General features: G+C 39.5%; 12 protein-coding genes and 1 pseudogene. 3 read left to right on the top strand and 10 right to left on the bottom strand.

Annotation, left to right across the window (positions count from 1 at the left end):
* Positions 1–44: 44 nt before the first annotated feature.
* The 6 genes from ABWV45_RS11850 to ABWV45_RS11825 all read right to left on the bottom strand — a co-directional run bounded on the left by ABWV45_RS11850 (position 45) and on the right by ABWV45_RS11825 (position 4,761).
* Complete coding sequence (locus ABWV45_RS11850; protein WP_353351899.1) at positions 45–767, bottom strand: flagellar brake protein; 723 nt, start codon at positions 765–767, stop codon at positions 45–47.
* Between the two features lie 231 nt (positions 768–998).
* Positions 999–1,607 (bottom strand): Yip1 family protein, encoded by a 609-nt coding sequence (locus tag ABWV45_RS11845; protein WP_353351898.1) that lies wholly within the window; start codon positions 1,605–1,607, stop codon positions 999–1,001.
* Between the two features lie 168 nt (positions 1,608–1,775).
* A complete protein-coding gene (gene cyoE, locus ABWV45_RS11840; protein ID WP_353351896.1) occupies positions 1,776–2,690 on the bottom strand; it encodes a heme o synthase in 915 nt (304 codons plus the stop codon).
* An 18-nt stretch (positions 2,691–2,708) separates the two neighbouring features.
* Complete coding sequence (locus ABWV45_RS11835) at positions 2,709–3,665, bottom strand: COX15/CtaA family protein (RefSeq protein WP_353351894.1); 957 nt, start codon at positions 3,663–3,665, stop codon at positions 2,709–2,711.
* A gap of 22 nt (positions 3,666–3,687) precedes the next feature.
* On the bottom strand, positions 3,688–4,110 hold the full coding sequence (locus ABWV45_RS11830; RefSeq protein ID WP_353351892.1) for a hypothetical protein: 423 nt from the start codon (positions 4,108–4,110) through the stop codon (positions 3,688–3,690).
* Positions 4,111–4,761, bottom strand: coding sequence for an SURF1 family protein (locus ABWV45_RS11825; protein WP_353351890.1), 651 nt, complete (start codon positions 4,759–4,761; stop codon positions 4,111–4,113).
* On the opposite strand from ABWV45_RS11825, the gene ABWV45_RS11820 reads away from it, so the two are divergent.
* Positions 4,760–4,948, top strand: a complete 189-nt coding sequence (locus tag ABWV45_RS11820) for a DUF2909 family protein (RefSeq protein WP_353351888.1) — start codon at positions 4,760–4,762, stop codon at positions 4,946–4,948. The genes ABWV45_RS11825 and ABWV45_RS11820 overlap by 2 nt on opposite strands.
* A gap of 17 nt (positions 4,949–4,965) precedes the next feature.
* Here ABWV45_RS11820 and ABWV45_RS11815 read toward each other — a convergent pair whose 3' ends face one another.
* The 4 genes from ABWV45_RS11815 to coxB are packed head-to-tail and all read right to left on the bottom strand — an operon-like array spanning position 4,966 to position 9,105.
* Entirely contained in the window at positions 4,966–5,850 is an 885-nt protein-coding gene (locus ABWV45_RS11815) for a cytochrome c oxidase subunit 3 (protein ID WP_353351886.1), read from the bottom strand.
* Positions 5,847–6,377: a cytochrome c oxidase assembly protein gene (locus ABWV45_RS11810; RefSeq protein WP_353351884.1), complete on the bottom strand. Its 531-nt coding sequence runs from the start codon at positions 6,375–6,377 to the stop codon at positions 5,847–5,849. Before ABWV45_RS11810 ends, ABWV45_RS11815 begins: the two co-directional genes overlap by 4 nt.
* 16 nt (positions 6,378–6,393) lie before the next feature.
* On the bottom strand, positions 6,394–7,974 hold the full coding sequence (ctaD, locus tag ABWV45_RS11805) for a cytochrome c oxidase subunit I (protein WP_353351882.1): 1,581 nt from the start codon (positions 7,972–7,974) through the stop codon (positions 6,394–6,396).
* A gap of 12 nt (positions 7,975–7,986) precedes the next feature.
* Positions 7,987–9,105, bottom strand: coding sequence for a cytochrome c oxidase subunit II (coxB, locus tag ABWV45_RS11800; RefSeq protein WP_353351880.1), 1,119 nt, complete (start codon positions 9,103–9,105; stop codon positions 7,987–7,989).
* Between the two features lie 307 nt (positions 9,106–9,412).
* Here coxB and gap point away from each other — a divergent pair.
* Both gap and ABWV45_RS11790 read left to right on the top strand, forming a co-directional pair.
* Positions 9,413–10,423: pseudogene (gene gap / locus ABWV45_RS11795) on the top strand (type I glyceraldehyde-3-phosphate dehydrogenase).
* Between the two features lie 527 nt (positions 10,424–10,950).
* The gene (locus ABWV45_RS11790; protein WP_353351878.1) at positions 10,951–12,081 is read left to right on the top strand and encodes a pre-peptidase C-terminal domain-containing protein; all 1,131 of its coding nucleotides are present in this window, start codon (positions 10,951–10,953) and stop codon (positions 12,079–12,081) included.
* Positions 12,082–12,472: the final 391 nt, after the last annotated feature.

Raw genomic sequence — 12,472 nt, 5'->3', positions numbered from 1 at the left:
GTGAAAACCGTCAAAAATAGGCTTAGAGCCAGTTAGCTAGGCATTTATAGATCATTTATATGGGTCAAGACGAAGGCCTGCAGAGCAATTTTGTCATTTGCGGGTAAATCATGGAACTGCAAGCCCACGGAGCAGCCGTTTTCTATTTCTTGCTTTGAACGGGCCGTGGCAGGAACAGATAACTCATATTCAATTTCCGTTACGACCAATTTAAATATCAGGTGTATTTCACTCCCCACTTCAAAGTCAAATTTGCGCCCAATAATACGGGCTCCATTTAAGCTTAAATCCACAATTTTAGCCGAGGTTGTCTGTGCATTACCTTCTTCTTCAAACTCCACTCGAGAGATCACCTCCACATCAGCACGTACATTTTGACGCACCTCACCTATCAAAACTTCATCAGGCATTTTCAGATGCATATGAGAAAACGGTGCCGTACTGATATGAATTACTTCTGTTTGAAAAGCACAAGCGCTACTTTTACGTCCGTAAAAAAAGCGCACGTTAATCTTCTCACCCACTTTGATCCCCATTCCAGTAGGCATAGTGACGATAATTGAAGCATTGCGCCGATAACCTACCAGAATAGATTTCTCGCGCACGTCTGTATAACCTTCAAATTGCAATTGCAGCAATTGACCAGGGCTAAGTTTTAAGTCTAAAAAGTCGGCGCTTTGTCCTTCCATGCACAACACATCCACGTACAATGTTATTTTAAGTGTAGATGCTTTTGAACAGGATTGATGATTAATGATGAACTTCACTAAAGCCAGTTTTCTAATAACCAGCCTATCGATTCTTAGTGCATGCTCTTCACAAGGGGCTTATAACGCAATGAAAAGTAACCAGTGCTTAGAAAAGACTGGGCGCATTCAGTGTAATGACATTGAAGATTATGAAACGTATAAACACAAACGCGATGAACTTTTGAAAAAAAATCCATAAAAAAGCCCGACTATTGCCGGGCTTTCACTGTATATATATTCAAATTACGGTTATTGAGTCTGCATAATCTGCGGGGCAAAACCCATTCCCCAGATAATAACGGTAGCAGCCATCATTCCCACTAGCGCACATAGGCCTACGGTTAAAATAGAGCTGGCAAAAATGAAACCGCGCTCTTCAGGTATATTCATAAAAATGGGCACACCTGAATACAATAAGTAAACCGTATAAGAGACTGCTGCCAATACAATAAATACATCTAACCATAAGATAGGTACCAATCCAGCTAAACCCGATAAAAACAGTGGTGTAGATGTAAACGTGGTAAATAGCAGGCAACGCTCTAAGCTGGCCTCAGCTCCAAACGTTCGCTCCATCCAATACGTGGTATATGCCATAAAAAACATACCCGCGAGCAATGCTAAGTAAAACGCCCCCGCCAGAGGCAAGGCTGACTCAAAACTGAGAAAGTAAAACTCAGTTCCTACAAAGCTCCACCCAACCTGCGTAACACCCACAAGCAGTGCAAACGGCGGTATTGCAGCAAGAAAAAGTAAGTGCGTTAAATAGATGTGTCCTAAGGAGTGGTTTTCTTTTTTGATAGAATCCCATTCCGCCCTTGGATGATAAAGCAATCCGAACATGTGTTGTAAATACATAACCTTCCCCTAATTTGGCTGGTTGTTTTTGTTCAGTTAAGCGTACGACTTAGGAAACTCCTTCGCTCATTTCGAATAGCCTAATCTAATGATTAGACTTCATGGTCGACAGAAAATTTATACCTCCTTCTGTCTTATACACTGACATAAATAATGGTTAACGAGCTATTAAAATGCAATTAACTGCACATAATGATCCAATAACAGCGCCGCAAATAACCATAGAATATAAACAATAGAGAATTTAAAGGTTTTACGTGCATTTGGGTCAGTTGGATGACACCACATGCGATATGTTAGCCACGTAAATTTGGCATTGATAACAGTGACAATGGATAAATAAATCAAACCTTGTGTTCCAATCAATACAGGACCAATACTGACAACACACAACAACAAGCAATATAACCATGCTTGAAATGCAGTGAACTCAATTCCATGAGTGACTGGCAACATGGGAACACCAGCCTTGGCATAATCATCGCGTTTATAAATAGCCAACGCCCAAAAATGCGGTGGTGTCCATGTAAAAATAATCAACACCCAAAGCAATGCCTCTGGCCCAACTTGTCCGGTAACAGCACAGTATCCTAAAAGTGGAGGCATCGCTCCCGCTAAACCACCTACAGTAATATTTTGCGGTGTTGCAGGCTTAAGCCATAAACTATAAATGACACCATAAGCGAACATAGATGCAACAGACAACACGCTGGTTAACAAGTTAAGCTGCCAATATAGTAATGCCGCACCAAACAGCAATAATGCCATGGAAAATATAAAGGCTGATTCGGCACTGACTTTACCAGTGGCAACGGGACGGCGTTTCGTACGTTGCATTTTTGTATCGCGATAGCGATCAACCAAATGATTTAATACAGCCCCGCTCATTGCGCAAGCCCCCACACCAACCAAGGTATAAAACAATTTCAGAAATGCAATATTAGTATCACTGGCCAGTAAAAAACCCACCATGACAGTAAATAACATGACTGCCACTACTTTAAATTTGGTTAATGCAAAATAATCTTTGATAGTTCCTGTGTACTTTTCTGTACTTTGCCAAACACTAATTCTTTCCATCATGCCCTACCTTTTTATTGGTTAAGCTAAAAGTTCTTTAGCAAAGTATTTTTCGTCGCTTAATTCATCCATTGCTAATAATCCATTCAGTGCACCTAGCCATAACAGCATGGCAAATGTGTTGTGTAACAAGGCCAAACTTAAGGGTAATAACCACACAGCATTTAGAATGCCTAAACTAATTTGTATAAACAGAATTGACCCACAGAATGCTAATCTGCGTTTTTGTAATGGATATTTAAACACCAAGAGAATAAACAATAACAAGACAGCTAAAGCACCTAATCGATGAACCCATTGAATGGCCATACGCTGATGATTTGAGCCAATTCCGCCTAAATATTCATCGCCCTCCACCATGGGTGAATGTAATATTTCAGCGTTGATTTCAACCCACCAATTACCCTGACAAGTTGGGAAGTCTGGACAAGCCAGTCCAGCGTAATGGCTAGATGTCCATGCACCCAGAGCCATTTGAAAAATAATAATTAGCGCAAATGCACTCCACCAAGAACGCCATTGAGGTTCTCGGTTACTGGTTATCACACGCCATATTAAAAACTGTGCGCCTAAAGTAACCGCACCACCAAGAAGATGCGCACTGACCACGGGAGGCCAAAGACGTAATGTGACGGTCCACATGCCAAACAGGCCCTGCAAAACCACCCAAACACAAAGAAACACCGCCAACCAACGTAGCGCACCTAAGTAACGGGGCCAAATCAAAGCCGCCTGAATTAAAATGCTGAGCCCCAAAGCACTTGCTGCGTAGCGATGAATCATTTCCATCCATGCTTTACCAGAGTCGAATTGCCATTGGGTAAATTCGATAGCCGCTTCATTTGAAATTGGGAATGGGTGTCCATAACAAACAGGCCAATCAGGGCAGCCAAGTCCTGCATCTAATAAGCGAGTGAGCGCACCGAGCGTTATCACAAGCAGTGTAAGTAGAATGTTAAAAAGGGCAAAGCGTTGCATGCTTACCTCAACTTTATTATTTTTATTTTCCGTTATGTTTTAGTAAAACCTTTAAATCTTTTAATAAATTATAAGCACCACTTTCATTCGCTTGATAAGACAATAGCACCAAGCCTTTATGATTTGCGATGAACAATCCGTGATCCATATGGTTAAGTGACTGTACCGTGTTATGTGTGACACTTACTTTATTTTGATTTTTTCCTAGCGCCATTTTCACTCTTAACAATAGATTTTCCCACTGATCACACTGACTATTACAATCTTGATTACGCCAAACAATTTGCCAATTATTATCTTGTATCTTATCTATATAGTTAGTTGTATTAAGCCATTCACCACGAGCCTTATCGGCTACTTTTTGCTTATCATCTAACAGCATTAATGACACAGCAAAGGGTGCCACTAAGACTAACAACATAACGATTAGGGGAAGTTTTTTCATTTAATTATCCCTCTTTAAACTAGCTGCCAATAAAATTAGCAGGCCACAAATTGCTAATAAAAACCATTGCAACGCATAGCCTTGATGCCGATGAAAACTTAAATACGGAGCTTTAATGTCTTGCTTGGCTAACATTCCTTTACCGGATTGCTGAATGAAAATTTCATCTGATAATGGATAATTAAGCGTTTTTGAAAAGTCCTCAAAGTTAATAGATTGGATACGATTAGGTATTGAATCTTCAATTTGAGTACTGAATTGAACAGGTGTTTTATAGGGTTTTATTATGCCTGATATCTCAATCCCTCCGTGAGCATCTTCAATTTTTGGCAATACATTACGGGTTTCATATGGTACAAAGCCACGATTCACTAAATAAGTTTTATCATTACTAGAAAATGGCGTAATAACCGCATAACCCGCACGACCCGATCTGGTTTGGTTGTCGAGAAACAAACTGTATTCATTCAAAAATCGGCCAGTGATAATAATTTTTTCATAAACCACAGCTTTAAATTGATAAGACTTGCTATACTGCCATCCAGCAGCCAGCAAACAAATGGATACTCCAATTAGCATAACCAGACTGTAAAGTGGCTTTATTTCAAAGTGCCAATTTCGATTCACATTTAAAATCAAAGGATTCGACATGTTAAAGGCTCTCATTTTATTTTTTTTATTCTGTAGTATCGTTGCACTTTTTTATGGTTTGTATCATTTAGTCAGCGCCCCTAAAAGTTCAGAAAAAACATTTAAAGGCTTAAAATATCGAGTAATATTTGCTGCCTGTACCATTGTCTTAATTGGTTTATACTTTTTTCTTAGTCAATACACTTAAAAAGTAAAAAGCGACAATTAAAAGACGTACACAAAAGTAAATAGCATTAACCAGACCACATCGACAAAATGCCAGTACCAAGCGGCTGCTTCAAAGCCAAAATGGTCATCCGGCTTAAAGTGGTCATTTTTTACTCGCCAATACATGACAAAAATTAAAATACCGCCCAAAGTCACATGCACACCATGAAAACCGGTCAATAAAAAGAAAGTAGAACCGTAGATACCGCTGTTAAGTGTCAAATTTAAGTCATTCATTGCATGACCATATTCGTAAATCTGAACGCATATAAATGCCACACCTAAAGCCAAGGTGATGCCCATCCACATTAGCGTGCCTTTCTTGTCTTGCTCTCTTAGACAGTGATGGGCCAAGGTTAGAGTCAAGCTAGAAATAATCAGCAATACCGTGTTAACAAAAGGTAATTTCCAAGCATCAATAACCCCCATTGCCCCAGGAAATGTGGACATGTCTGGTGTTTTCAATAGTGGCCAATGAGCACTAAACCCTTGCCATAACATATTAGCTTCGCCTTTTGCCCCTTCACCACCTAACCACGGCACTGCGAACATTCGCGCATAAAATAGCGCGCCAAAGAATGCCGCAAAAAACATGACCTCTGAAAAAATAAACCAAGCCATGCTGATGCGAAATGAGCGTTTAAGTTGATCGCTATTTAAACCGCGTAAGCCTTCGCTAATTACCTCTCCAAACCAACCAAACAACATATATAGCATCAAAAATGCTGCTATAAACGCTAATATCACAGAGCCTGTACCCACATGGCCCTGACTGCTTTCATGTATTATTGAAGCCATGGAATAAATGGTTAAAAAAACCGCCACCGCACCAAAAATCGGCCAGTGACTTCGAGCGGGAACATAATATTTAGGTGTGTTCAAAATGTACCTCCTAGGGTTTCACTTTGATAAAGGCGATAGGAAAGCGATAAGTGATTCACTTCCTCTGGAGCTTTGGCACTTAAGGTAACCTGCAATGGTAACTTCACCTTAGTCTTAGCTGGAACAACTTGTTGGGTAAAACAAAAACATTCAATTTTGACTAAATACTCTGCCCATACACCAGGTGCCACACTGGGCACAGCCTGAATGGTTACAGGATAATCATATGGATTAGTTAACTCATAATAAGTGGTAATGAGTTTCCCCGCCTGTAGTTCTAAGGTTTTATTTTCAGGTTTAAACTGCCAAAGATCTCTTGAATCCGCATCGGCTAAAAACTGTAAGTTTGCCCTCTGCGCATGATTTAAATCTTGCCGACTTGCTTCATCCACACTTAAAACCTGAAAATTTTTACCATTCAAACCTGTCACTGCGCAGAACACATCATATAAAGGCACTAGCGCAAAGCCGAAGCCAAACATAGCTAGAGGTATTAATGATAATTTCCACGGTGACATTTTTTTCATACTCACCTCAGTTTATTTATTTCACTACAGGGGGTTCTTGAAACGTGTGATACGGGGCCGGACTTGGTATCTCCCACTCTAATCCCTCAGGTTGCTCCCAAACCTTATCAGTGGCTTTTTCGCCTTTACCACCAATAGTTGTACGCCAGACGTTGTAAATAAAGATCAGCTGACTCATACCAAAAATAAATGCGCCCACTGAAACAATGGCATTAAAGTCAGCAAACTGAAGAGCGTAATCCGGAATTCGACGCGGCATACCTGCTAAACCAATAAAGTGCATAGGGAAAAACGTAATATTTACACCCACAAAACTTAACCAGAAATGCCACTTACCTAAGGTTTCGCTATACATGCGTCCACACCATTTTGGTAACCAGTAATACACCCCAGCCAAAATACTAAACAATGCACCTGGTACTAATACATAATGGAAATGGGCCACAACAAAGTAGGTATCGTGATATTGAAAATCAGCCGGTGCTATGGCGAGCATTAATCCACTTAATCCACCGATGGTGAACAAAACAACAAAGGCAATTGCAAATAACATGGGTGTTTCGAATGTCATAGAACCTCGAAACATCGTGGTTACCCAGTTAAACACTTTTACACCTGTTGGTACTGCAATTAACATGGTGCTGTACATAAAGAATAACTCCCCTACTAATGGCATACCCACAGTAAACATATGATGCGCCCATACAATAAAACTTAGTAAGGCAATGGATGCAGTTGCCCACACCATAGAGGTGTAACCAAACAAAGGTTTACGTGAAAATGTAGAAATAATATGAGAGACAATACCAAAGGCAGGTAAAATCATAATGTACACTTCTGGATGCCCAAAAAACCAGAAAACATGCTGAAACATAACAGGGTCACCACCGCCTGCTGCATTAAAAAATGATGTGCCAAAGTGAATGTCCATCAACATCATGGTAACGACACCTGCCAAAACAGGCATCACTGCAATTAATAAAAAAGCCGTGATTAACCATGTCCAAACAAATAATGGCATTTTCATAAACGTCATGCCGGGTGCGCGCATATTAAAAATCGTCACAATAACGTTTACTGCACCCATGATTGAGCTTATCCCCATAAGATGAACACTGAAGATAAAAAACGTTACACTAGGTGGTGCATAATCGGTTGAAAGCGGAGCATAAAAAGTCCAGCCAAAATTAGGCGCACCACCTTCCATAAACAGCGTGCTAATTAACATGCCAAATGCAAATGGCAGTAACCAAAACGACCAGTTATTTATGCGCGGCAATGCCATATCAGGGGCGCCCACCATCATGGGCACTAACCAATTAGCCAGCCCCACAAACGCTGGCATAATGGCACCAAATACCATAATTAAACCGTGCATCGTGGTCATTTGGTTAAAAAAGTTAGGGTCAACTAACTGTAGACCCGGCTGAAATAATTCAGCGCGAATCACAAATGCCATAATACCGCCAATCAGCAAAGAGCTAAGCGCCAGTATTAAATACATGGTTCCAATATCTTTATGATTGGTGGTATACAACCAACGTAAGATGCCTTTATCTGGGCCGTGATGTTCGTGTGAATCTATTGCGTGCGACATGTTCTCACTCCCCTATTTGCCCGATTCTTTTTGTTGTTTGACTTGCTTAGGTGTCGCCATGTCACCTTTATTATTCCCCCAAGCATTTCGCTCATAAGTAACAACTGCCGCAACATCACTAACACTCAGCTGCTCTGCGAATGCGGACATCGAGGTGCCTTTTTTACCATTAAGCACAATATCGATGTGCGCTTTAATATCCCCCAATGCTATGGCGCTACCTTTTAATGCAGGGAATACAGGTGGCATACCTGAGCCATTCACCTGATGACAAGCGGCACAATTGGATTTATATATTTTTTCACCTTGCACCATAAGCTCATCAAAACTCATGTCTTTTACTTCTCGTGCAGCAGCTTGTAGTTTTGACTCCTTGGTTATCCAAGCTTGGTATTCATCTTTAGAAACTGCTTTAACCACAATAGGCATAAATCCATGACCCTTACCGCATAACTCTGTACATTGCCCGCGGTAAATACCGGGCTTATCAATTATTGTCCACGACTCATTAATAAAACCCGGTATGGTGTCTTTTTTAACGGCAAGCTCTGGCACCCACCAAGAATGAATAACGTCTTTAGCTGTTAATAAAAATCGGATTTTTGTATTAATAGGCACGACTAATGGCTTATCTACTTCAAGTAAGTAGTTTTCGCTCTTGGTTTGAGTATTGTCAATTTGCTCTTGTGGTGTTGACAAAATGGAAAAGAAATCAACATCTTCGTTCAAATAGGTGTATCGCCACTTCCACTGATATCCGGTTACTTGAATATCAATTTCTGCTTCTTTTGTGTCGTACATTTCTATGAGTGTTTGAGTGGCCGGTATTGCCATCACAACCAAAATCAATAATGGGATAATGGTCCATAGAATTTCGACCGCTGTGCTTTCATGAAAGTTTGCCGCTTTTGCGCCACGACTTTTTCGATGATAGATAATGCTATAAAGCATGACACCAAATACAACCACAGCGATCGCCACACAGATATAAAATATCGTCATGTGAAGTTCGTGAACATTTTGGCTTATTGTTGTAACACCTTCCGGTAAATTTAGATTCCACTGTGCTAGCGCAGAATGACTAATTAATAGAAGTAAAGCGGATACAGCTGAAATTCCCAATCGGTTCATGGGACCCCCTCAGGCTGATTTGGATTTTATAGTTATTGTTACTTGAGTATAGCAACGCAATTGAAAAACAGTAGAAATGAAATGAGGTTTTCCATGGTTTTTTTAGACGTGTCATGCCTAATTGATGACTATTTTTTTTAATTTACACAAAAGCAGACAATATTTTTTTCATTAAATAGTTGGCCTTTTTTATGCACACTCATCTCAATATGATTATTTTTAAAAATTAAATATTCATTATTAATAAATAACATGAATATTTTTTTGAATACGTCACAACTTTGACAAGCTATTAAAGGATTACATTATGAGTATAAAAGTAGGAATAAATGGCTTTGGAAGAATCGGTCGATTAGCATTAAGAGCCTGCCTTGAAAATGAAAAAATAACTGTTGTAGCAATTAATGATTTAATGAGCACAGAATATATGGCTTATTTGCTTCAATATGATTCTACCCACGGACAATTAAAAAAACCTATCTCTCATCAACAAGATACATTAACCATAGAATCAAAAAGCATTCAAATTACCCACCAAAAAAAAACCTACTGACTGTGCTTGGGGGAAATATCAGTGTGATGTCGTATTAGAGTGCACTGGGTTATTCACTGAATTAGCCGCTGCAAGCGAACACTTACAAGCGGGAGCTAAAAAAGTCATTATCAGTGCTCCCCCCCTGATGCCCCTATGTATGTGATGGGGGTAAACCATCATAACTATCAAAATCAAGAAAGCGTCATTTCAAACGCAAGTTGCACGACAAACTGTTTAGCGCCTTTAGCAAAAATCATCAACGATAAATGGGGTATTTCAGAAGGCCTAATGACTACCATCCATGCAGCTACAGCGTCTCAGCGAACCGTTGATGGAGCCATAGAAGGTGATTGGCGTGGCGCCAGATCCATGGGTAACAACATCATACCCAGTTCGACCGGTGCCGCGAAAGCCGTTGGTAAAGTCATTCCTGATTTAAGCGGAAAATTAACTGGTATGGCATTTAGGGTGCCAACCACAGATGTATCAGTAGTAGATTTAACCGTACGCTTAAAAAAACCGGCGCCTTTTCAAGGTATTTGTAATGAAATAATGCGCGCAAGCGAACAAGAAATGAAAGGAATAATGGCTTATACACATGACCCTGTTGTAAGCAGTGACTTCATACACGATGCCCATAGCAGTATTTTTGATGCTAGTGCGTGCATTGTACTGAATGATCAATTTATAAAACTGGTTAGTTGGTATGATAACGAATGGGGGTACGCAAATCGCTTAGTTGATTTAACCCAATACATTAGCCAAGACAAAAGCAGCCACTAGCAATACTAAATATGACTTACGAAGTATTCAGTTGTTTACACTATCGGCGATGTAATCTCTGTCAGCAGGGTACTTCCATTAGGGTATTTAAGCCCATATATCGAAGATATGGTTACCCTCGTATAAAACAAAAACACCCATGGCATAATATCTGCCAATTTCCACGCAAAGGACTCTGAGTACTATTAGAGAAACCTATAACAAAACTTGTCAGAAGATCACTGAGTAGCTTCACGGCTTAAAGAGAGTACACAGCATATAAATAGAAGAGAATTCATAATTTGATTACCCATGAGCTTTTGGGGTTTTAATTCTTAATATTAAATGCGAACTATTGTTATTAAAAAATAATATGCTACTTTTTTGGTATTGTGATCACTTTTAATACACAACTAATACTAAAATACCAGACACGGCCTTCCAATTTGAACATTGTCTATATTAAAACACCAACCAGTTCACATATAATTAGATCACTTTTCAAACCACGTTTTATGCAGTTAATTCAACTCCCATCAAGGTTAGTTATGAAATTACGAAATTTTCTATTCGTCCCACTTGCGTTAAGCATAATGGCAGCACCTGCACTAGCAGACAAAAAAAAGACTCCTAGAGGTAAGCCTTTTAAAGCACTACTAGCACTAATAGAAGAAAACCAAGCTTTAATTCAAGCAAACACAGCTAGTATTGAAAGCTTGAATTCAGAAGTTGACACTTTGATATCTGAATTAGCTGACACACAAGCAAACATAGCAGCCTTATCAGACCAAGTGGACTCAAACGAGGCACAAATAGCAGCGCTTTTAGCGCAAGTCGCTAGTAATTCATCTGATATTGTCACATTAGAAGCCGCACTAACTGCCGCCATTGCAGACACAGTTCAACTTCGCGCTGAATTAGAAACGGCTCTTGCACAATTAGACACAGACCTTCGTGGCCTAATTAGTACTAACTCCGGCTTAATTGTTCAAATCAATACTTTAATTGCTGACCTTCAAACACAAGTTAGCGACAATACAGCCTCTATTAACCCATTAACAACACAAGTAGCGGGTTTATTGGCAACCGTAATGGCTAATACAAATAGCATTACCTTGATTCAAATCGATAACACTCAACTGAACAATGAACTTGATGGATTAAATACAAGCTTATCGACCTTAGTTACAGAACTTGAAGTCGTTAAAAATCGTATTCAAACACTTGAATCTTTATACGATGGCATAGAACAAAATGATGCCAGCCTAGCAGATTTATTAGTAGGTGATACGACTTCTGGCTCTTTAGAGTCAAATGATGAACGCAGTCAATCACAGACCTGCTCACTAAACTCAGACAGTGGTCGCGGCGTAATTGATGGCGATTGTTACGCCGACTATTACACTTTATATGTAGCTGAAGAAAGCACCGTCACTATTGATTTAGGTTCGCCAGATTTGGATGGAGCCAACTATGGGACAGGAAACTTCTTTGATACTTACCTAATTTTGCATACCCCTGATGATCTAAGCGGCAATATTGCTGCAGATGATGATAGTGGGAATGGTGTGAACTCTCAAATCACAACCACATTACAACCAGGTACGTATGTGATTGAAGTAACCGCTTCCAATATTTATAACTCAGGAGCAAACGATTACCAGCTTCGCGTTCAGTAATCGTTTTACAAGCATAAAAAAGGCGAGCATTGCTCGCTTTTTTTATCCTTGTTAGAAACTCAGTCATTCATGAACGCTGAATACTGAGAGTAACCAAAACCCTAAATGTTCTTCTAACAAACTAGAAGTACTTTTAACCGTTATAGCAACCAATAATTCAAAAACATAATACCAAGCCACAAAAATAGTAATAACTCTGGAACGCTGTTTAGTCCGTCGCGTAACACCAATACTCAATACTCAATACTCAATACTCAATAAACCCTCGCAGAAATGAATCACATACACCTTTCATTAAATTTAAAATTACCATAGCCGATAACATGACTTAACTAATCTTAAGAAAAAGATACAAACCGAATAAAAGGTAATATATAAAAATGATTCGAAA

This window comes from Oceaniserpentilla sp. 4NH20-0058, assembly GCF_040371755.1.
Taxonomy (GTDB): domain Bacteria; phylum Pseudomonadota; class Gammaproteobacteria; order Pseudomonadales; family Oceanobacteraceae; genus Bermanella.
The sequence above is the reverse complement of the archived record's forward strand: the minus strand, read 5'-3'. Positions and strand labels throughout refer to the sequence as shown.